This window comes from Bradyrhizobium sp. CCBAU 45384, from assembly GCF_028128665.1.
Classification (GTDB): Bacteria; Pseudomonadota; Alphaproteobacteria; order Rhizobiales; family Xanthobacteraceae; genus Bradyrhizobium; species Bradyrhizobium manausense.
Map to the genome: position 1 here is coordinate 139916 of NZ_LBIZ01000101.1, position 20684 is coordinate 160599.

The 20684-nt window shown below is 63.0% G+C and carries 13 protein-coding genes; 1 reads left to right on the plus strand and 12 read right to left on the minus strand.

Annotated features, from left to right (window positions below):
* Positions 1-5: 5 nt before the first annotated feature.
* Positions 6-377 carry a 30S ribosomal protein S12 gene (gene rpsL, locus XH80_RS13165; protein WP_007603006.1) on the minus strand — a complete coding sequence of 124 codons (372 nt, stop codon included), beginning with the start codon at positions 375-377 and terminating at the stop codon, positions 6-8.
* 671 nt (positions 378-1048) lie between these two features.
* On the opposite strand from rpsL, the gene XH80_RS13170 reads away from it, so the two are divergent.
* The gene (locus XH80_RS13170; RefSeq protein ID WP_271598934.1) at positions 1049-2287 is read left to right on the plus strand and encodes an FAD-dependent oxidoreductase; all 1239 of its coding nucleotides are present in this window, start codon (positions 1049-1051) and stop codon (positions 2285-2287) included.
* On the opposite strand, the gene XH80_RS13175 is transcribed toward XH80_RS13170, so the two are convergent.
* The 11 genes from XH80_RS13175 to secE all read right to left on the minus strand — a co-directional run bounded on the left by XH80_RS13175 (position 2215) and on the right by secE (position 20170).
* A complete protein-coding gene (locus XH80_RS13175; protein WP_271598935.1) occupies positions 2215-4236 on the minus strand; it encodes an ABC transporter ATP-binding protein in 2022 nt (673 codons plus the stop codon). The two genes, XH80_RS13170 and XH80_RS13175, sit on opposite strands and share 73 nt — an antisense overlap.
* Before the next feature lie 135 nt (positions 4237-4371).
* Positions 4372-6435 (minus strand): FAD-dependent oxidoreductase, encoded by a 2064-nt coding sequence (locus XH80_RS13180; protein ID WP_271598936.1) that lies wholly within the window; start codon positions 6433-6435, stop codon positions 4372-4374.
* Between the two features lie 192 nt (positions 6436-6627).
* Positions 6628-10824 carry a DNA-directed RNA polymerase subunit beta' gene (rpoC, locus tag XH80_RS13185; RefSeq protein ID WP_220005471.1) on the minus strand — a complete coding sequence of 1399 codons (4197 nt, stop codon included), beginning with the start codon at positions 10822-10824 and terminating at the stop codon, positions 6628-6630.
* Between the two features lie 129 nt (positions 10825-10953).
* Entirely contained in the window at positions 10954-15078 is a 4125-nt protein-coding gene (gene rpoB / locus XH80_RS13190) for a DNA-directed RNA polymerase subunit beta (protein ID WP_271598937.1), read from the minus strand.
* Positions 15079-15596: 518 nt separating this feature from the next.
* Positions 15597-15974, minus strand: coding sequence for a 50S ribosomal protein L7/L12 (rplL, locus tag XH80_RS13195; protein ID WP_018647233.1), 378 nt, complete (start codon positions 15972-15974; stop codon positions 15597-15599).
* Between the two features lie 54 nt (positions 15975-16028).
* A complete protein-coding gene (rplJ, locus tag XH80_RS13200; protein WP_057745888.1) occupies positions 16029-16547 on the minus strand; it encodes a 50S ribosomal protein L10 in 519 nt (172 codons plus the stop codon).
* A 576-nt stretch (positions 16548-17123) separates the two neighbouring features.
* Entirely contained in the window at positions 17124-18077 is a 954-nt protein-coding gene (locus XH80_RS13205; protein ID WP_271598938.1) for a 2-hydroxyacid dehydrogenase, read from the minus strand.
* An 87-nt stretch (positions 18078-18164) separates the two neighbouring features.
* The gene (gene rplA / locus XH80_RS13210) at positions 18165-18857 is read right to left on the minus strand and encodes a 50S ribosomal protein L1 (protein WP_220005468.1); all 693 of its coding nucleotides are present in this window, start codon (positions 18855-18857) and stop codon (positions 18165-18167) included.
* A 6-nt stretch (positions 18858-18863) separates the two neighbouring features.
* Positions 18864-19292, minus strand: a complete 429-nt coding sequence (rplK, locus tag XH80_RS13215; RefSeq protein WP_057745528.1) for a 50S ribosomal protein L11 — start codon at positions 19290-19292, stop codon at positions 18864-18866.
* Positions 19293-19421: 129 nt separating this feature from the next.
* The gene (gene nusG / locus XH80_RS13220) at positions 19422-19979 is read right to left on the minus strand and encodes a transcription termination/antitermination protein NusG (RefSeq protein WP_015685389.1); all 558 of its coding nucleotides are present in this window, start codon (positions 19977-19979) and stop codon (positions 19422-19424) included.
* Positions 19979-20170 carry a preprotein translocase subunit SecE gene (gene secE / locus XH80_RS13225; protein ID WP_007611620.1) on the minus strand — a complete coding sequence of 64 codons (192 nt, stop codon included), beginning with the start codon at positions 20168-20170 and terminating at the stop codon, positions 19979-19981. Before secE ends, nusG begins: the two co-directional genes overlap by 1 nt.
* Between the last annotated feature and the right edge of the window lie 514 nt (positions 20171-20684).

Consider the following 20684-nt stretch of genomic DNA (forward strand, 5'->3'; position numbering starts at 1 on the left):
CCCGCTTACTTCGGACGCTTCGCGCCGTACTTCGAACGACGCTGCTTACGGTTCTTGACGCCCTGGGTATCCAGAACGCCGCGGAGGATGTGGTAGCGCACGCCGGGCAAGTCCTTGACGCGGCCGCCGCGGATCATGACCACCGAGTGCTCCTGAAGGTTATGGCCCTCACCCGGGATGTAGCCGATCACCTCGAAACCGTTGGTCAGACGCACCTTGGCGACCTTACGAAGCGCCGAGTTCGGCTTCTTCGGGGTCGTGGTGTAGACGCGCGTGCAAACGCCACGCTTCTGCGGCGACTGCTGCAGCGCTGGCACCTTCTTGCGCGACTTCTGCACTTCACGCGGTTGAGCGATCAGCTGGTTGATCGTCGGCATCCTGGCCTTACCCTTTGTTATCGCAGCCCCTTGCGGGTCCGCTGTCTTGCCGCGAGCCCGTTGCCGGGACCGCAAATTCTGTCGCGCTACCCGCCCGACGGGGCCGCCTCGCACGGGAACAATCCGCACAAAGCCAAATCGCGCCAACCGCTCCATCGCTGAGCGGAAAGCGCTTCGACGCCACAGAGGACCGCAGTCTTTGGGCCGATCAGCGTAAAGCGACGGCCCGCGCACTGAGGTCATGCATCCGAATTCGGCCTCGCGAGAACATGCTCGGAAGACCTAAAATCGCACTGGCATTGCCTAGCTATTATCGACAGCGTTTGAGCGGCATTCGTCGAGGTTGGTGCCCGTCTTTGCGACCCCTCAGGGATCAAACGGGTAGCCCGTTCCGACGTTGGCGATGCTCACCGCCTGTCGTTAAGTGAGGCGCTTTCTATAAGTGAGAATCGTTCAAGTCAAGGCGAAACGACAGTCACAAAGCGCTTCTCGCGCCTTCAGAAATTGCCTGCTTGGCGCCCTCACAGCGCGCCCCGGATATGGGAACGAAGCCCCTGCTCCGCCAGCCTCAGACCAATTTTTACCCGGATGTAATGTACTTTTATAACAAACGCTAAGGCTTTTTTTCTGCTCACGCGGCAATCTGCCCACTTTCGGCAGAGGCAAGCGCGATGCGGTACACCGATATTGCCATCATTGGTGGGGGACTTGCCGGCTCGACCGCCGCCGCAATGCTTGGGCGTGCCGGAGCTTCAGCCGTGCTGATCGACCCGCGCGAGACCTATCCGGCCGATTTTCGTGTCGAGAAACTCAGCGGTCACGCGCAGCTCGAGCGATTCCAGCGCACGGGAATCGCCGACTCAGTGCTGCGCCGCGCGACTTTATCCGGCGAGAACTGGATCGCACGGTTCGGCCATCTGCTCGACAAGGCGCCGAGCCGGCAGTTCAACCTCCTCTATGATGCCCTGGTCAACGCGATCCGCGCCGAGATTCCCGGCACCGTCGAGCGAATCTGGACCAAGGCGGTCTCGATTGAGACCAGCCCCGAACGGCAGAGGGTGGCGCTCGCCAATGACGAGACGATTTCCGCCCGCCTGGTCGTGCTCGCCAACGGTCTGAATGTCGGCTTGCGGCACCAGCTCGGCATCAGCAGAAACATCGTCAGCGCCTGTCATTCGATCTCGATCGGGTTCGATGTGGCTCCGGCCGGGCGGAACGCGTTCGACTTCCCGGCGCTGACCTATTTCTCCGAGCGGCCGAGCGACCGTATTGCCTACATCTCGCTGTTTCCGATCGGCACCCGGATGCGGGCCAATCTGTTCGTCTATCGCAGCTTCGACGATCCCTGGCTGAACGAATTCCGCCGCGCGCCGGCCGAGACCTTGAACGCCGCCCTGCCGCGGCTCAAGTGCATCACCGGCGCCTTCGACATCATGGGCGAGGTGAAGATTCGCCCGGTCGATCTCTATGTGAACGATGCCAGCGATCAGCCCGGCGTGGTGCTGGCAGGCGATGCCTACGCAACCTCCTGCCCGGCTGCGGGCACGGGTTGCGACAAGGTGTTCACGGACGTCGAGCGGCTCTGCAACGTCTACATCCCGCAATGGCTGGCGTCGGACGGGATGGATGCGAACAAGATCGCCGCCTTCTACGCTGATCCCGTCAAGCGGGCCTGCGATGAATGGTCGGCGGCGAAAGCCTTCGACTTCCGCTCGGTTTCGATTGCGACGAGCCCCTACTGGACGGCGCAGCGCTGGGCGCGCTTCATGGCATGGTCGACCCAGGGACTAATGCGGCGGCTCGGAGGCGCTGTCCACCTGGAGCCGAACTTCCTCGGTCACTCCTCGTCCTCGTCGTCCTCGTCGAGGTCCTCATCGTCCTCGTCGTCATCGCTGTCATCGTCAGCCTGAGCGGCCACGCCGTGCGGCTGGTGGATCTGGTCGTTCCACAGCTTGCGATAGGTGCCGTTCTTGGCGAGCAGCTCGGCATGCGAACCGCGCTCGATCGCCCTGCCCCCTGAAATCACGATGATCTCGTCCATCTCGACCACCGACGTCAGGCGATGGGTCGACCAGATCATGGTGCGGCCCTTGGCGACCTTCAGCAACGTGCGGTTGATCGCGGCCTCCGTGGTCTGGTCGAGCGCCGAGGTCGCCTCGTCGAGCAGCAGCACGGAGGGATTGCGGATGACCGCGCGCGCGATCGCGATGCGCTGGCGCTGGCCGCCTGAGAGTGTATCACCGCGCTCGCCGACCGGGGTGTCGTAGCGCTGCGGCAGGCTCATGATGTAGCGGTGGATCTCGGCCTTCTTGGCCGCCTCCTCCACCTCATCATCGGTCGCGCCCTCCTTGCCGAGCCGGATGTTCTCGCGGATCGACATGTTGAACAGCATGTTCTCCTGAAACACCACCGCCATGCTCCGGCGCAGCGAATCCAGAGTCACTTTGCGGACGTCGACACCGTCGATGGTGACGCGGCCCTCGTCAGGCACGTAGAGCCGCAGGATCAGGTTCAGCAGCGTGCTCTTGCCGGAGCCCGAGGGTCCAACAATGGCGATGCGCTTGCCGGCGTTGAGCCTGAGGCTGAGATTGTCCAGCACCGGAGTCTGCGCGCCCTCGTACTGGAACGTCACGTGGTCGAAGGTGATGTCGTGGGTGATGCGCGGCAGATCGGGCGCGCCGGGACGGTCCGCAGCGCGAGTCGGCTCGTCCAGCAACTCCTGCATGTGGCGGATCGCGGCGGCCGAGGAGATCGACACCGGGATGAAGTGCATCACATGGGCGATGTTGTAGGAGACCTCCCAGAACGCGCTCTCGAAAGTGACGAAAGTTCCGATGGTGATCTGGCCCTTGGTCGCCAGGTAAGCGCCGATCGCGAGCACGACGAGGTGCAGCAACAGCACCGAGATGGTGACGGTGCGCTCCACCATCGTCGACAGGAACCCGGCAGCCGCGATCTTGTTGCGGGTCTCGTCGTTGCGGAAGGTGAAGAAACCGAACATCTTGCGTTGCAGGCTGAAGGCCTTGATCACGGCCTGCGCCGCCACGTTCTCCTGCACCATGCCGAGCAGCGCGCTTTCGTTGAGCTTCTGCTCGTAATTGGCCTGCACCGCCTTCGGCGTCAGGATACGTGGACCGATCAGCGTGATCGGGAACACCAGCAGCGCGACGACTGCGAGCTGCCAGTTCAGGAACAGCATCAGGATAATGCCGGCGATCAACTCCAGGAACGGCAGCGCGGCGCTGTTGGTGAAGGTCTTGACCGAGCCTTCGAAGGCCGAGAGGTCGACCGAGAAGCGCGACAGGATCTCGCCGCGCTTGGTGCGGCCGAAATAGGCGGCGGGCAGGTCCTGAACGTGCTCGAACAGGCGCTTGCGGACATCGGAGATGACGCAGGCGGCGAGCCGCGCGTCCCAGCGTTCGTACCAGACCGCGACGATCGAGGTGAAGATGCCGGCGGCCGCGAGCACGCCGAGGATCTTGTACAGCGCCTGGAAATCCTCCTCGCCGAGCGCGTCGTCGATCAGGAACTTTAGACTGAGCGGCATGATGACGTTGAACAGCGTCTCGACCAGAACGCCGAACGCCACATAGCCCAGGATGCGCTTGTAGTTGGACAGGAAGGGCTTGACGAAACCCAGGATGGTCGCGAGCGCACCGGCGGCTTCGCGCGCGGTAAAGACGACAAGATCCTCATCATCATCGTCGTCGTCGAGCTCAAGCTCGTCATCATCCTCCTCTTCGTCGCCCTCGTCGTCTTCGAGGTCCGGCTTGAGGCTGGAGGCGAGCTTGTCGTCGAGCTCGGCCGCCTCTTGCGCGGCGAGCTTCTGTTTGTCGGGAGAAAGGGGCCTGGACGCCATGAAACCAACCGATGCTGACGGCCGGCATGACCGCAGAGAAAGCAGAAAATAGCGGAAAGCCGCTACTTGCACCGATTCTATGCGATCAGGATGAATTCGGCAAAGCAATTGGCGAATTCATTCCGCCTTGAAGTGCTAGTCGTCGTCTTCGTCCTCGACCTTGTCGAAGAAGGAATAGCGCAAGCTGTCGGCGTCGGCATACCACTGGCCCGGGCCCTTGCCTGCGGCGAGCGTCGCGGTCCAGAGCGCATCGGTGCAGTCCTTGCGGTGCATCGACAGATCGAAGCCGTTGCCGAAGAACAGCTCGGACCATTCCCACCACGTGCCGAGCTTCTTGACCCCGCGCAGGAGGTCGTAGCGGTCGATCACGGCCGGGGCCATGTCCGAAGTCACCGAGCCGAACACGAGTCCGGTCTTGACCACGCGGTTGAGCTCACGGATCGCGCGGACCACCTGCTTCGGGGCAATGTGACAGAGGCAGGCCTCGAACACGAAATCGAACGAGCCATCCTTGAAAGGCATGTCGGTGATCGAGCCGAGCTTGTTGTACTTCTTCAGCGCCTTCGGCGTCTTGGCGTGGATGGCGCGGTTGTTCTCGATGCCGAAGGCATCGATGCCGCGCTCGCGCAGCGCGCCGACAAGCTCGCCGCTGGCGGAGCCCGCGACCAGGAGCTTTGTGCCCTTGGCCCTGCCCCAGACGATGCCGATCAGCTTGGTCAGATAGTCGGGATCGGTGAAGTGGCTCCACGCCTCGCTATAGGGGCCGAGGCCGCGATAATTCTCGAAATAGTCGCGATCGATCTTGTCGGAGATCGGCTCGCCCTTTTCCTGCGCGCGCTCACGGCGCAGCCGCATCATCTCGGTCAGGATGATGTCGGTCGCGGCATCCGAGGAATCGAGCAGGCCGTTCAGCGTGGAATCGAACAGATAGTCGCCGACCACGACGATCCCAGGATGTTCCTTCGGCTCGGGCCGGTGATTGGTCATGACGTCGCGCACGGGCAGACCGCCCGGTATCGCATTGACCGAGGACAGCCAGCGGTGGATCTTGCCTTCCATGAAGTGCGCACGGGCATCGCCGAGCGACGCGGGGAGCGATTTCAGCGCAGCGTCGATCAGCTCCTGGTCCGACAGATTGGCGAAGGCGAGCGCATCGGAGCCGGGAATCAGCCAGTTCAACACGCCGTGCTTGCCGACGTCGTGGCGCGCGCCCTCGTTGTAGACGCAGCAGCCGCCAAAGGCTTCCGACATGAACCAGGCGCCGGGAATCATGTCGCCCCAGAACGGGCTATCGAACAGGATCGAGACGCGCAAATAATGCGCGGGACGGTCGAAATAAGCGACGTGCTTGACCATCGACTTGCGCAGCTGCTCGCCTTCCCACCCCATCGTGGAGAGCCAGGAATGCGGCAGGCAGACCAGCACGAGATCGAAGTCGCGCGTCTCGGGCCCCTTCCCGTTCATCATCTTGAGCTGATAGCGGCCGGTCGGCGCCTTGCCGACGGCGAGCACGCGATGATTGAGCTGGATGTCGGCGTTGACCTCGGACTGCAGGCATTCGATCAGCTGCTCGTTGCCGTTCTGGATGGAGTAGAGGCCGATATAGCCGTCGACATCCATCAGATAGTTCTTGAGCGCGTTGAGGCCGTTGGTGTTGTGGCTTTCGGTCGCGATGTCCGAACGCGCCATCACCTTGAAGAAGCGCTTTGCGGTCTCGTCCTCGACCTCCTCGTCGAGCACCTGTTCGGCGGTCTTGTAGGCCCAGGGGTTCTCGTTGTCGTGCGCGCCGACGCCCTCGTAATATTCGATCGGTGACATCACCTCGGTGCAGCGCTTGCGGAACGCCTCGATTGCCGCTGCGGTCTTGGCGCCGTATTTGCGGCGCATGCCGGCGACGTCGTCGAGCAGCTCACCGCCGAACTGCACCTGCTCGGCGTCCATCGGAATGGTCTGCAGGCCGAAATGCTGGATCAGCTCGCGCAGCGGATCCGGGCCCGTCATCGAGTAATCGTAGATCTCCGCAACGCCGGCTTCGTACATCGCCGGCGCGGAATCGAATTTGCGCGTGACGATCTTGCCGCCGAGCCGGTCGGAGGCCTCGAAGATGGTGATGCGGCAGAGGTCGCCGAGCTTACGCTTCAGGTACCAGGCGCTCATCAGCCCGCCGGGGCCGCCGCCTACGATTGCGAGATCAAGCATGTGAGTTCCGTGGTCTCCGGCCCTGCCCCCGTCACGGGACCACCGGTCTAAGCTCCCTTAGCAGAAGCGCTTTTCAGGCTGAAGGAAAGATGAACAAAGGTTGATCCCGCATCGCAGCAGACGGAGAAAGCAACAAAAAGGCCGGCAAAAGCCGGCCTTTCCGTTATCCTCAGTAATCATACGGAGGAGCTATTATTCCGCGGGCGGCAGCGCAGGAAGCTCGGCCTCCGGCGCCGGCGACACGACGGCCGCCTGCTTCTCGCGTTCGTCCAGGATCAGCTTGTCGCGCTTCATGGCGACTTCGCGGATCTTGGCCATGGAGGCGCCGGTGCCTGCCGGGATCAGCCGGCCGACGATGACGTTCTCCTTGAGGCCTTCGAGCGGATCGATCTTGCCGTTGACCGCCGCTTCCGTGAGGACGCGAGTGGTCTCCTGGAACGAGGCCGCCGAGAAGAAGGAGCGCGTCTGCAGGCTCGCCTTGGTGATGCCGAGCAGAACCGGCGTACCCGTGGCGGGCTTCTTGCCCTCTTCCTTGGCCTTCTCGTTCAGCGCGTCGAACTCGATCTTGTCGACCTGCTCGCCGGAGATCATGTCCGTGTCGCCCTGGTCGGTGATTTCCACCTTCTGAAGCATCTGACGGACAATCACCTCGATGTGCTTGTCGTTGATGAGCACGCCCTGGAGCCGGTAGACCTCCTGGATTTCGTTGACCAGATAGGCGGCCAGTTCCTCGATGCCCTTGACCGCAAGGATGTCGTGCGGCGCCGGGTTGCCTTCAACGATGAAGTCGCCCTTTTCGACGATGTCACCGTCCTGAAGGTGGATGTGCTTGCCCTTTGGGATCAGGTACTCGCGCGGCTCGTCGGTCTTGTCCATCGGCTCGATCGAGATGCGACGCTTGTTCTTGTAGTCGCGTCCGAACCGGATGGTGCCCGCGATTTCGGCGATGATCGCCGCATCCTTCGGACGCCGTGCCTCGAACAGTTCCGCCACCCGCGGCAGACCGCCGGTGATGTCACGCGTCTTGGCGCTTTCGGTCGAGACACGGGCGAGGATGTCACCCGGGTTGACCTTGGCCCCGACGTCGACCGAGAGAATGGCGTCGACCGACAGCATGTAGCGGGCATCGCCGCCACGGGCGAGCTTGAGCACCTTGCCGTCCTTGCCCTTCACCACGATGGCCGGACGCAGGTCCGAGCCGCCGCGGGTCGAGCGCCAGTCGATGACCACGCGCTTGGCGATACCGGTGGCCTCGTCCAGCGTTTCCGAGATCGACTGGCCCTCGACCAGATCCTCGAAGCCGATGGTGCCTTCCACTTCGGTGAGAAGCGGACGGGTGTACGGATCCCACTCGACGATGCGCTGGCCGCGCTTGACCATGTCGCCGTCGTCGACGTGCAGGCGCGAGCCGTACTGGACACGATGCGTCGCGCGCTCGGTGCCGTCGGCATCGACCACCGCAACCACCATGTTGCGCACCATCGCGATCAGGTGACCTTCGCTGTTGCGGGCGATGGCCTTGTTCCGGATCACGATCTTGCCGTCGAAATTGGCTTCGACGAACGACTGCTCATTGAGCTGCGCCGCACCACCGATGTGGAAGGTGCGCATGGTGAGCTGGGTGCCCGGCTCGCCGATCGACTGCGCCGCGATGACGCCGACCGCTTCGCCGTGGTTGACCGGCGTGCCGCGGGCGAGGTCGCGGCCGTAGCACTTGCCGCAGATGCCGTTGACGAGCTCGCAGGTCAGCGCCGAGCGGATCTTCACCTCCTGAACGCCGCCCTGCTGGATGGCCTCCAGATGGCTCTCTTCCATCAGCGTATCGCGCTTGATGATCACCTTGCCCGAAGCGTCCTTGATGTCTTCGCAGGCCGTGCGTCCGAGGATGCGCGAGCCGAGCGAAGCGACCACGGTGCCGGCATCGACGATGGCGCGCATCTTGATGCCGAGCTTGGTGCCGCAATCGGACTGCGTGATGATGCAGTCCTGCGCGACGTCGACCAGACGACGGGTCAGGTAGCCCGAGTTCGCGGTCTTCAACGCGGTGTCCGCGAGGCCCTTGCGGGCGCCGTGGGTCGAGTTGAAGTACTCGAGAACCGAGAGGCCTTCCTTGAAGTTCGAGATGATCGGCGTCTCGATGATCTCACCCGACGGCTTGGCCATCAGGCCGCGCATGCCGGCGAGCTGGCGCATCTGGGCCGGCGAACCGCGGGCACCGGAGTGAGCCATCATGTAGATCGAGTTGATGTCGGCATCGGCTCCGCTCGCCGTCTTCTTGGTGGCGGAGATTTCCTTCATCATCGCCTTGGCGATTTCTTCCGTGGCCTTCGACCAGGCGTCGACGACCTTGTTGTACTTCTCGCCATGGGTGATCAGACCGTCGTTGTACTGCTGCTCGAAATCCTTCGCCAGCGTACGGGTGGTGTCGACGATCTTCCACTTGCCGTGCGGCACGACCATGTCGTCCTTGCCGAACGAGATGCCGGCCTTGAACGCGTTGTAGAAGCCGAGCGCCATGATGCGATCGCAGAAGATCACAGTCTCCTTCTGGCCGCAGTGACGATAGACCTGGTCGATGACGCCCGAGATCTCGCGCTTGGTCATCAGCTTGTTGATGATCTCGTACGAGATGCGCGGGTTCTTCGGCAGCAGATTGCCGAGCATGACGCGGCCGGCGGTGGTCTCGATCCAGCGCTTGGAGACCTTGCCGGTCTCGTCCATGCCTTCCCACCGGTACTTGATCTTGGTGTGGAGGTGGATGACCTTCGCATGCAGGGCGTGCTCGAGCTCGGCCATGTCGCCGAACAGCTTGCCCTCGCCGGGCAGGCCTTCGCGCATGATCGAGACGTAGTAGAGACCGAGCACGATGTCCTGCGACGGCACGATGATCGGCTGGCCGTTCGCCGGATGCAGGATGTTGTTGGTCGACATCATCAAGACGCGCGCTTCCAGCTGCGCTTCGAGCGACAGCGGAACGTGCACGGCCATCTGGTCACCGTCGAAGTCGGCGTTGAACGCCGAGCAGACCAGCGGGTGAAGCTGGATCGCCTTGCCCTCGATCAGCACCGGCTCGAACGCCTGGATGCCCAGACGATGCAGCGTCGGCGCGCGGTTGAGCAGCACCGGATGCTCGCGGATGACCTCGTCCAGGATGTCCCAGACCTCGGGCCGCTCCTTCTCGACCAGCTTCTTCGCCTGCTTCACGGTGGTGGACAGGCCCTTGGCGTCAAGCCGGGAATAGATGAACGGCTTGAACAGCTCGAGCGCCATCTTCTTCGGCAGGCCGCACTGATGCAGGCGCAGCTCGGGACCGACCACGATCACCGAACGGCCCGAATAGTCGACGCGCTTGCCGAGCAGGTTCTGACGGAAGCGGCCCTGCTTGCCCTTCAGCATGTCGGCGAGCGACTTCAGCGGGCGCTTGTTGGCACCCGTGATGACGCGGCCGCGGCGACCGTTGTCGAACAGCGCATCGACCGCTTCCTGAAGCATGCGCTTCTCGTTGCGGATGATGATGTCCGGCGCGCGCAGCTCCATCAGCCGCTTCAAGCGATTGTTGCGGTTGATGACGCGGCGATAGAGGTCGTTGAGGTCGGAGGTCGCGAAGCGGCCGCCGTCCAGCGGCACCAGCGGACGCAGGTCCGGCGGGATCACGGGAACGACGGTCAGGATCATCCATTCCGGCTTGTTGCCGGAGTGGCGGAAGGCCTCGACGATCTTCAGGCGCTTGGCGAGCTTCTTGTGCTTGATGTCGGAGTCGGTCTCCTGCATCTCGGCACGCAAGCTGAGCTCGAGCTTCTCGAGGTCCATGCCCTTGAGCAGCTCGCGGATCGCCTCGGCGCCGATCATGGCGGTGAAGCTGTCCTGGCCGTACTCGTCCTGCGCCTTCAGATACTCGTCTTCCGACAGCAGCTGACGGTCCTTCAGCGCGGTGAGGCCCGGCTCCAGCACGACGTAATATTCGAAGTACAGGATCCGCTCGAGATCCTTCAGCGTCATGTCGAGCAGAAGGCCGATGCGCGAGGGCAGCGACTTCAGGAACCAGATGTGGGCAACGGGCGCCGCGAGCTCGATGTGGCCCATGCGCTCGCGCCGGACGCGCGACAGCGTGACCTCGACCGAGCACTTCTCGCAGATGATGCCCTTGTACTTCATGCGCTTGTACTTGCCGCACAAGCACTCGTAATCCTTGATCGGCCCGAAGATGCGGGCGCAGAACAGGCCGTCGCGCTCGGGCTTGAAGGTGCGGTAGTTGATGGTCTCCGGCTTCTTGATCTCGCCGTAGGACCAGGACAGAATCTTCTCCGGGGACGCGATCGAGATCCGGATCTGGTCGAAGACCTGAGCCGGCGTCGTCGGGTTAAAGAGATTCATAATTTCTTGGTTCATCGTCTTCTCCTCGCGTACCGGTCGCCTCCGGCCGCAAATTCGAAAATCACTCGAGCGGGGCGCCCTGCCCTCAAGGCATCGGAAAGGGCGCCAATGCCCGGCCGCGACGGCCGGGCATGAAAGGTCGTGTTACTCGGCCGCTTCCGACGTCGGCGCCGGACCCATCTTGGAATTGTGCAGGTCGACGTTGAGGCCGAGCGAGCGCATTTCCTTGACCAGTACGTTGAACGATTCCGGAATACCGGCCTCGAAGGTGTCGTCGCCACGCACGATCGCCTCGTACACCTTGGTACGGCCGGCGACGTCGTCCGACTTCACGGTCAGCATTTCCTGGAGCGTGTAGGCCGCGCCGTAAGCTTCGAGCGCCCACACCTCCATTTCGCCGAAACGCTGGCCGCCGAACTGCGCCTTGCCGCCCAGCGGCTGCTGGGTGACGAGCGAGTACGGACCGATCGAACGCGCGTGGATCTTGTCGTCCACGAGATGGTGCAGCTTGAGCATGTAGATGTAGCCCACCGTCACCTTGCGATCGAAGGCGTCGCCAGTGCGGCCGTCATAGACGGTCGACTGACCCGAAGCGTCGAGACCCGCGAGCTTCAGCATCTCCTCGATGTCGGTCTCCTTGGCACCATCGAATACCGGCGTCGCGATCGGCACGCCGCGGCTCAGGTTATGGCCGAGTTCAAGCAGCTCGTTGTCGTTGAGCGACTTGATGGTTTCGTCCTCGCCGTAGACCTTCTTCAAGGTTTCCTTGAGCGGCTTGATGTCCTGCTTCGACAGGTAAGCATCGACCGTCTGGCCGATACGCTTGCCGAGGCCGGCGCAAGCCCAGCCAAGATGCGTCTCGAGGATCTGCCCGACGTTCATGCGCGAGGGCACGCCGAGCGGATTGAGCACGATGTCGGCATGCGTGCCGTCCTCGAGGAACGGCATGTCCTCGATCGGCACGATCTTCGACACCACGCCCTTGTTACCGTGGCGGCCGGCCATCTTGTCGCCGGGCTGGATCTTGCGCTTCACCGCGACGAAGACCTTGACCATCTTCATCACGCCGGGCGGCAATTCGTCACCACGCTGAAGCTTCTCGACCTTGTCGAGGAAGCGCTGTTCCAGTCCCTTCTTCGACTCGTCGTATTGCTTCCGCATGGCCTCGATCTCGGCCATCAGCTTGTCGTTGGGCGAAGCGAACAGCCACCACTGCGACTTCGGGTACTCCTCGAGCACCGCACGGGTGATCTTGGTGTCCTTCTTGAAGCCCTTGGGACCGGCAATGCCCTGCCGCCCCTCGAGGAGCTCGGCGAGACGGTTGTAGACGTTGCGGTCCAGGATCGCCTGCTCGTCGTCGCGGTCCTTGGCCAGACGCTCGATCTCTTCCCGCTCGATCGCCAGCGCACGCTCGTCCTTGTCGACGCCGTGGCGGTTGAACACGCGGACTTCCACGATCGTGCCCTGCACGCCCGGGGGGACGCGCAGCGAGGTGTCGCGAACGTCGGACGCCTTTTCGCCGAAGATGGCGCGCAGCAGCTTTTCTTCCGGCGTCATCGGGCTCTCGCCCTTCGGCGTGATCTTGCCGACCAGGATGTCGCCCGCACGCACTTCCGCGCCGATGTAGACAATACCGGCTTCGTCGAGGTTCTTCAGCGCTTCTTCCGAGACGTTCGGAATGTCGCGGGTGATTTCCTCAGGCCCGAGCTTGGTGTCGCGCGCCATCACCTCGAACTCCTCGATGTGGATCGAGGTGAAGACGTCTTCCTTCACGATCCGCTCGGAGAGCAGGATCGAGTCTTCGAAGTTGTAGCCGTTCCACGGCATGAACGCGACGAGCACGTTGCGCCCCAGAGCGAGCTCGCCGAGATCGGTCGACGGACCGTCAGCGATGATGTCGCCCTTCTTGACGATGTCGCCGACCTTCACCAGCGGACGCTGGTTGATGCAGGTCGACTGGTTGGAGCGCTGGTACTTCATCAGACGGTAGATATCGACGCCCGACTTGGTCGGATCGAGATCTTCCGTCGCACGGATAACGACGCGGGTCGCGTCGATCTGGTCGATCACGCCGGAACGGCGCGCCGCGATCGCGGCACCCGAGTCACGCGCAACCACGCCTTCCATGCCGGTGCCGACGAACGGCGCCTCGGCGCGAACCAAAGGCACCGCCTGGCGCTGCATGTTCGAGCCCATCAGCGCGCGGTTGGCGTCGTCGTTCTCGAGGAACGGGATCAGCGCCGCGGCGACCGAAACGAGCTGCTTCGGCGACACGTCCATGTAGTCGACCTTGTCGGGCGTCAACGGCACGACGTCGCGGGTGCCGCTGGCGCGGCAGACCACGAGGTCCTCGGTGAAGCGGCCCTTGGCGTCGACAGGCACGTTGGCCTGCGCGACCGAATAGCGGCCTTCCTCCATCGCCGAGAGGTACACGACCTCGTCGGTGACGCGACCGTCCTTGACCTTGCGATACGGCGTCTCGACGAAGCCGTACTTGTTGACGCGCGCGAAGGTCGCAAGCGAGTTGATCAGACCGATGTTCGGGCCTTCCGGCGTCTCGATCGGGCAGATACGGCCGTAATGCGTCGGGTGCACGTCGCGCACTTCGAAGCCGGCGCGCTCGCGGGTCAGACCGCCCGGTCCAAGCGCCGAGAGGCGGCGCTTGTGGGTGATCTCGCTGAGCGGATTGGTCTGGTCCATGAACTGCGAGAGCTGCGAGGAGCCGAAGAACTCGCGCACCGCGGCAGCCGCCGGCTTGGCGTTGATCAGATCCTGCGGCATGACCGTGTCGATATCGACCGAGGACATGCGCTCCTTGATCGCGCGCTCCATGCGGAGCAGGCCGATGCGGTACTGGTTCTCCATGAGCTCGCCGACCGAGCGCACACGGCGGTTGCCGAGATGGTCGATGTCATCGATCTCGCCCTTGCCGTCGCGCAGGTCCACCAGCGTCTTGATGACGCAAAGGATGTCTTCCTTGCGCAGCGTGCGCTGGGTGTCGGGCGCATCGAGGTCGAGGCGCATGTTCATCTTGACGCGGCCGACCGCGGAGAGGTCGTAACGCTCGGCATCGAAGAACAGCGACTGGAACATCGCCTGCGCCGAATCCAGCGTCGGCGGCTCGCCCGGACGCATCACGCGGTAGATGTCGAACAGCGCGTCTTCACGCGTCATGTTCTTGTCGGCCGCGAGCGTGTTGCGGATATAGGGACCGACATTGACGTGGTCGATGTCGAGCAGCGGCAGTTCCTTGTAGCCATGCTCGTTGAGCACCTTCAGAGACTTGTCGGTGATTTCCTCACCGGCTTCGGCGTGGATCTCGCCGGTCTTCGGGTTGACCAGGTCCTCGGCGAGGTAGTTGCCGACGAGCTCTTCATCCGACAGACGCAGCGCCTTGAGCCCCTTTTCCTGGAGCTGGCGGGCGGCACGGACGGTGAGCTTCTTGCCGGCTTCGAGCACGACCTTGCCGGTGTCGGCGTCGATCAGGTCGTTGACGGTCGAGTAACCGCGGAAACGGTTGGCGTCGAACGGAACGCGCCAGCCTTCCTTGGTCCGCTTGTAGAGGATCTTCTTGTAGAATGTGGACAGGATCGCCTCGCCATCGAGGCCAAGGGCGAACATCAGCGACGTCACCGGAATCTTGCGGCGACGATCGATACGCGCATAGACGATGTCCTTGGCGTCGAACTCGATGTCGAGCCAGGAGCCGCGATACGGGATCACGCGGGCAGCGAACAGCAGCTTGCCCGACGAATGGGTCTTGCCCTTGTCGTGGTCGAAGAACACGCCCGGCGAACGGTGCATCTGCGAGACGATGACGCGCTCGGTGCCGTTCACGATGAAGGTGCCGTTCATCGTCATGAGCGGAATGTCGCCCATGTAGACGTCCTGCTCCTTGATGTCCTTGACCGACTTCGCGCCGGTTTCTTCATCGATATCGAACACGATGAGGCGCAGCGTCACCTTGAGGGGGGCCGCGAAGGTCATGCCGCGCTGGCGGCACTCGTCGACGTCATACTTGGGCTGCTCGAACTCGTAGCGGACGAATTCGAGCATCGAGGTGCCCGAGAAGTCGGAAATCGGGAATACGGAACGGAACACAGCCTGCAGGCCCTCGTCGAGGCGCCCGCCCGCGGGTTCATCGACCATCAGGAACTGGTCATAGGACGCCTTCTGAACCTCGATGAGGTTCGGCATCTCGGCGACTTCCTTGATGTGTCCGAAAAACTTGCGAACGCGTTTGCGACCGGTGAATGTCTGCTGCGCCATCGTGGCCTCTCATTTTCGTCGCCCGATTTGGGCGAACCGTCCGGAACGCAGCTGCCGCCGCCCCCGGGTTGAATTTTTCGAACCCGTTTTGGGGGACCAAAAAACCAGTTTCAGGCCGTCATGTCCTGAATCTGTTCTTCAGACCTTCAAAACGCAAAACGACGCGCGGGGCGCATAGGCACGCCCGCCCGTCACAACGATCGTCTTCACGGACTGCAAAAGCCCGAAATAGCCTGCTCTCCCAACGGCTTACAGGGAAACCCGGCATCCCTGCCCACCGCGCTTTCGTGCTGCCGACCCGATATGGGGCGACAATAGTGCAGATTCGAGGGTCAAACCCTCAAATCCCCACACATTTTCGTGTGTGGCCCGCGTCGGGACGATCCGTCGCACGCCTTTTGCATCTGGCCCCGCCCCTTGCGATCGTCATGGCCGGGCCTGACCCGGCCATCCACGATCTCGAGACGATATCCCGGGTCTCGCTTCGCGAGCCCGGGATATCGCTGAAGCAACCTGTGTTACTTCAGCTCAACCTTGGCGCCAGCCTTCTCGATCTGGGCCTTGATCTTCTCGGCTTCTTCCTTGTTCACGCCTTCCTTCAGCGGCTTCGGAGCACCCTCGACGAGGTCCTTTGCTTCCTTGAGGCCGAGACCGGTGATGGCGCGGACTTCCTTGATGACCTCGATCTTCTTCTCGCCGGCGGAGGCGAGAACGACCGTGAACTCGGTCTTCTCTTCAGCCGGAGCGGCGGCAGCGCCACCACCAGCCGGACCGGCCACGGCGACAGCCGCGGCAGCCGAAACGCCCCACTTCTCTTCGAGGAGCTTCGCCAGTTCAGCGGCTTCGAGCACGGTGAGGCTCGAGAGGTCGTCAACGATCTTCTGCAAGTCAGCCATTGTTCAGTTTCCTTAGGTGTAAGTCTGGTTCGGGTTTGAGTTTTGCGAAGGGCGTCAGGCCGCTTCGCCCTTTGAGGCATGAGCCTGGATGACGCGCGCGAGCTTGCCCGCGGGCGCGTTGGCGAGCTGAGCAAGCTTGGTCGCCGGGGCCACAAGCAGGCCGACGATCTTGCCGCGCAGTTCGTCAAGCGACGGCAGCGAGGCAAGCGCCTTCACGCCATCGACATTCAGGACGGTCTTCCCCATCGAGCCGCCGACGATGACGAACTTTTCGTTCGCCTTGGCGAATTCGATGGCGACCTTCGGCGCCGCTACCGGATCGTTCGAAGTGGCGATCACGGTCGGTCCCTTCAGCATGGGGCCGATGGCAACGACGTCGGTGCCTTCAAGAGCAATTTTGGCGAGACGGTTCTTCGAGACCTTCACCGAGGCACCAGCCTGCTTCATCTGCTTGCGCAGGGTCTGCATCTGGGCAACGGTCAGGCCGGAATATTGAGCAACGATCGCGACGCTCGTGGTCTTGAAGACCCCGTTGAGCTGTTCGACCGCCTCTTTTTTTGCCGCTCGTTCCACAGCAAGCTCTTTCCGGTTGGCGGTCATCGCGAAAGCGGGACCGCCGGGTTGCACCCATCGTCCCGCCCAAACCTGAACCTCAGGGCCAAAACCCATCGGACACGCCGGGCAAGACGACAATTCAAAGCCTGCCCTCCGGGAGCCCAAGGGCCCACGGCGTGTCGAGGTCCGAACCAGACCCGTTCCGCAACCACCTTTAAGGTGGAAGGCGAAGTGAAATCCGGTCTTCACCCGTCTATGCAGGCCATGCGATTAAGCCGTTGAGAAATCGAAATTTCCCGCGGGCGCCTGCAGTCTTGGACAGGACAAGGCCAGCCGGCGAACCGCCTGACCCCTGCCCGCATCCCACCGGCCGATGGATTTTCCTTCCTTTTCGGGCAAATCCTTACGGACGTCCTGAAAAGGAATGATCTCCTACCGTGTCGGTTTTCGGAATGCGTGCACGAACGCGCCAGCCAAGGCCGGCACGTCCGGAAGCGGTTCTTTAACCGCTCTCTGCCGGATTGCCAAGAGCAAAATTCACACCAGTTTCAATCCGTTGCCGACCCGGCTTGATCCGGGCCAACAAGGGCCGATTCAGGCCGATTTGACCGCATAAGGCAGCGGCTTGCCCTCGAAAAACGCTGTGAGGTTGGCCAGCACGCAGTTCTGCATGGCGACCTGCGATTCGAGGGTGTGGCCACCGATATGCGGGGAGAACACCACGTTCGATAGCGCCGTCAGCGCGTCAGGGGTGTGCGGCTCCTTCTCGAAGACGTCGAGACCGGCACCGGCGATGGTTTTGTCGATCAAGGCCGCGAGCAGGGCCTTCTGGTCGATCACCGAGCCGCGGGAGATGTTGACGACGTAGCCGTCCGCGCCGAGGCGCCCCAGGATGTCGGCGTTGACGACGTGCTGGGTCGCCGCCCCTGCCCGAACTGCGATCATCAGGACGCTGCACCAGTCGGCCAGCGCCTCCAGGGTCGGGAAATATTGATAGGGCAGATCGTATTTGCTGCGGCTGAAATAGCCGACCTCACTCTCGAACGCGGCGCAGCGCGCCGCGATCTTGCGGCCGATCTCGCCCATGCCATAGACGCCGATGCGCCGGCCGGGCATGCCGGCTTGCGGGCGCATCATCGGCGAGGGCTTCGATGTGGCCCAGTCGCCGCTGCGGACATATTGGTCGGCGACCATGAGCCGCCGCGTCGTCGCCAGCATCAGGGTCATCGCAATATCCGCGACTGAGGCCGCATTGGCGCCCGGGCTGTGTCCGACAGCGATGTTGCGCGCGGCCGCGGCCTCCAGGTCGACCCCGTCATAGCCCGTGCCGTAGCAGACGATCGCGCCGAGCTTCGGGAACAGGTCCATCGCATCCGTATCCAGCGGCGATCCGCCGGCCGTGAGCAAGGCGCGGACGGAGCCGAGCTCGTCCGCCGAAAACACCTCCTGCGCAGGCTGGCCGCGCGTGTCGAGCAGTTCGAACCGCTCGGCGAAGCGCGCGATCATCGACTTGGGAAAGCGTGAGTAGACCAGGACCTTGTCAGCCATTGTTGTTTCCGATGAGTGCCGCCCACAAACGACGAGGGGCGGAATCGGTTGCCCGATTCCGCCCCTCGCCTCATGCAATTTCCAGACTTAACCGAGAATGGTGCCCGGTTCGACCTTCACGCCCGGGCCCATCGTCGAGGACACCGCAACGCGCTGGATGTAGGTGCCCTTGGAGCCGGCCGGCTTTGCCTTGGCGACCGCATCAGCGAGCGCCTTGATGTTCTCGACCAGCTTCTCCTCTGAGAAGGAGGCCTTGCCGACGCCAGCCTGCAGGATGCCGGCCTTCTCGACGCGGAACTCGACCGAGCCGCCCTTGGCCCCCTTGACCGCACCGGTGACGTCCATGGTCACGGTGCCGATCTTCGGGTTCGGCATCAGGCCGCGCGGGCCAAGCACCTTACCGAGGCGGCCGACCAGCGGCATCATGTCGGGGGTGGCGATGCAGCGGTCGAAGTCGATCGCGCCGTTCTGCACCTTCTCGACCAGGTCTTCGGCGCCGACGACGTCGGCACCGGCGGCCTTGGCTTCGTCAGCCTTGGCGCCGCGGGCGAACACACCGACGCGGAGCGTACGGCCGGTGCCGTTCGGCAGGGTCACGACGCCGCGGACCATCTGGTCGGCGTGGCGCGGATCGACGCCGAGATTGATCGCGACCTCGATGGTCTCGTCGAACTTCGCCTTGGCGCGCTCCTTGACCATCTTGATGGCGTCCGTGAGCGGGTAAAGCTTTTCGCGGTCAATGCCTTCGCGGGCCTTGTTCAAACGCTTTCCGATTGCCATGACCGCTTACCCCGCAACTTCCAGACCCATCGAACGGGCGGAGCCCTCGACCATCTTCATGGCCGATTCGATGGTGTCGCAATTGAGATCCTTCATCTTCTTCTCGGCGATCTCGCGCACCTGCGCGCGTGTCACCTTGCCGGCCTTGTCACGACCCGGCGCCTTCGAGCCGGACTGGATCTTGGCGGCCTGCTTGAGGAAGTAGGACATCGGCGGCGTCTTCATCTCGAAGGTGAAGGAACGGTCCGCGTAAATGGTGATGATCACCGGGATCGGGGTGTTCTTCTCTTCCTTCTGGGTCTGGGCGTTGAACGCCTTGCAGAACTCCATGATGTTGAGACCGCGCTGACCAAGCGCGGGACCGATCGGGGGCGAGGGATTCGCCGCACCGGCCGGGACCTGAAGCTTCAGGTATCCGGTCACTTTCTTTGCCATGTATCACTCCTGTTGTGCCGGCTGACGCCGGCGGTTCAGGTTCGTGGTCTGGGTCGGATGCGGCTGGCGACCGCCCTCTCCCTCCCACGGCCTCTCTTTTCGCGAGACCGGAGTCTCACGCGTACCCGGTCAGACCTTCTCGACCTGACCGAATTCCAGTTCCACGGGCGTGGCGCGGCCGAAGATCGACACGGCGACCTTCACGCGCGAGCGCGCCTCGTCGATTTCCTCGACCACACCGGAGAACGAAGCGAACGGGCCGTCGGCCACGCGCACGTTCTCGCCGATCTCGAACGACACCGACGCCTTCGGCCGTTCTACGCCTTCCTGCACCTGGTGCAGGATGCGCATGGCCTCGGATTCCGAGATCGGCATCGGCTTGTTTTCCGCGCCGAGGAAGCCCGTCACCTTCGGCGTGTTCTTGATCAGATGGAACGCCTCGTCGGTCAGCTTCATCTTCACCAGCACGTAGCCCGGGAAGAACTTGCGTTCGGCGTCGATCTTGCGGCCGCGGCGCACTTCCGTGACCTTCTCGGTCGGAACCAGCACCAGCTCGAACAGCTCCTCGAGCCCGCGCTGCTTGGCCTGCTCACGGATCGATTCGGCGACCTTCTTCTCGAAGTTCGAATAAGCGTGGACGATATACCAGCGCTTGTCGGACGATTGGGTTGCGGCGGCTGTTGCCATCAGTGAATGCCCAAAAGGAAGGTGATGAGGTAGCGGATGATCTGGTCGGCGGCGAAGAAGAAGATCGAGGCCACGGCGACCATCACGAACACCATGATGGTGGTGATCGTGGTCTCACGACGGGTCGGCCAGGTGACCTTGGCGGTCTCCGAGCGCACTTCCTGCAAGAACTTGAACGGGCTGACTGCCATCGTTTGAGACGCCAATAAGGATTTCAGGGATCCGAACAGCCGCCTGTGGCCCAGCCCTCTGTCTCGAAGGATGAGCCGGAAAACCGGGCTCTGATGTTCGGGGATTTCAAAGCCGCGCCGGAGATCCGCGTTTAACGGGCCGGCTGCGAGTGCCGGGTATCTACTGCGAATGAGGCCAAAGGTCAAGATCGAGGGAGCCTTCCCGTCCCTTCCGGCCCTGCCTGGGCGACGAGGCAGAGCCCAAGCCGATCAAGGATTTATCTGTCCCTTGGGGCGCGCCCCAAACGGCTTTGACCCGTTCCCTGCAGATCGCCCATCAGCGCCCTCGGCTTGGGCCCTCGCCTTTGGGCGCTCGCCTTTGTGGGAACAATCATGCGGTCGCGGAAAGACGAGCGGCGCTGCAGGGGCGGCGCAATCGAAGCAAGGGCTTCGAGCCCAACCCTTGCCTCTCGCCGATAGACGCGCCGGCAGACCAAACCTTCATCGCTTCTGCAACACGGTCGAGAGCGCCGAA

Excerpts from the sequence above, each read along its gene's own strand:
- rpsL (WP_007603006.1), bottom strand. The coding sequence starts at position 377 with ATGCCGACGATCAACCAGCTGATCGCTCAACCGCGTGAAGTGCAGAAG.
- XH80_RS13170 (WP_271598934.1), top strand. The coding sequence starts at position 1,049 with ATGCGGTACACCGATATTGCCATCATTGGTGGGGGACTTGCCGGCTCG.
- XH80_RS13175 (WP_271598935.1), bottom strand. The coding sequence starts at position 4,236 with ATGGCGTCCAGGCCCCTTTCTCCCGACAAACAGAAGCTCGCCGCGCAA.
- XH80_RS13180 (WP_271598936.1), bottom strand. The coding sequence starts at position 6,435 with ATGCTTGATCTCGCAATCGTAGGCGGCGGCCCCGGCGGGCTGATGAGC.
- rpoC (WP_220005471.1), bottom strand. The coding sequence starts at position 10,824 with ATGAACCAAGAAATTATGAATCTCTTTAACCCGACGACGCCGGCTCAG.
- rpoB (WP_271598937.1), bottom strand. The coding sequence starts at position 15,078 with ATGGCGCAGCAGACATTCACCGGTCGCAAACGCGTTCGCAAGTTTTTC.
- rplL (WP_018647233.1), bottom strand. The coding sequence starts at position 15,974 with ATGGCTGACTTGCAGAAGATCGTTGACGACCTCTCGAGCCTCACCGTG.
- XH80_RS13205 (WP_271598938.1), bottom strand. The coding sequence starts at position 18,077 with ATGGCTGACAAGGTCCTGGTCTACTCACGCTTTCCCAAGTCGATGATC.
- rplA (WP_220005468.1), bottom strand. The coding sequence starts at position 18,857 with ATGGCAATCGGAAAGCGTTTGAACAAGGCCCGCGAAGGCATTGACCGC.
- rplK (WP_057745528.1), bottom strand. The coding sequence starts at position 19,292 with ATGGCAAAGAAAGTGACCGGATACCTGAAGCTTCAGGTCCCGGCCGGT.
- nusG (WP_015685389.1), bottom strand. The coding sequence starts at position 19,979 with ATGGCAACAGCCGCCGCAACCCAATCGTCCGACAAGCGCTGGTATATC.
- secE (WP_007611620.1), bottom strand. The coding sequence starts at position 20,170 with ATGGCAGTCAGCCCGTTCAAGTTCTTGCAGGAAGTGCGCTCGGAGACC.